We start from the raw sequence: 796 nt of genomic DNA, 5'->3' as shown, positions 1-796 counted from the left end.
GACCCCCGTAGCTGAAACATTAGCGGCTCGTTTGAGAGACACCCAAGTAGCACGGGGCCCGAGAAATCCCGTGTGAATCTGGCGGGACCACCCGCTAAGCCTAAATATTCCCTGGTGACCGATAGCGGATAGTACCGTGAGGGAATGGTGAAAAGTACCGCGGGAGCGGAGTGAAATAGTACCTGAAACCGTGTGCCTACAAGCCGTGGGAGCGTCGCCGTCAAGCTTGCTTGGCGGTCGTGACTGCGTGCCTTTTGAAGAATGAGCCTGCGAGTTTGCGGTGTGTTGCGAGGTTAACCCGTGTGGGGAAGCCGTAGCGAAAGCGAGTCCGAATAGGGCGATTGAGTAGCGCGCCCAAGACCCGAAGCGGAGTGATCTAGCCATGGGCAGGTTGAAGCGGAGGTAAGACTTCGTGGAGGACCGAACCCACCAGGGTTGAAAACCTGGGGGATGACCTGTGGTTAGGGGTGAAAGGCCAATCAAACTCCGTGATAGCTGGTTCTCCCCGAAATGCATTTAGGTGCAGCGTCGTGTGTTTCTTGCCGGAGGTAGAGCACTGGATAGGCGATGGGCCCTACCGGGTTACTGACCTTAGCCAAACTCCGAATGCCGGTAAGTGAGAGCGCGGCAGTGAGACTGTGGGGGATAAGCTCCATGGTCGAGAGGGAAACAGCCCAGAGCATCGACTAAGGCCCCTAAGCGTACGCTAAGTGGGAAAGGATGTGGAGTCGCAGAGACAACCAGGAGGTTGGCTTAGAAGCAGCCACCCTTGAAAGAGTGCGTAATAGCTCACTGG

1 rRNA gene is annotated in these 796 nt (G+C 56.5%); it reads left to right on the top strand.

The window, feature by feature from the left end:
* Positions 1-796, top strand: a 23S ribosomal RNA gene (locus IE096_RS31090); the annotation flags it as partial.

The organism is Streptomyces abikoensis (genome assembly GCF_014648775.1).
In the GTDB taxonomy this organism is placed as follows: Bacteria; Actinomycetota; Actinomycetes; order Streptomycetales; family Streptomycetaceae; genus Streptomyces; species Streptomyces abikoensis.
Note: the sequence above shows the minus strand (reverse complement) of the source record. Positions and strands in the feature narration are given on the sequence as shown.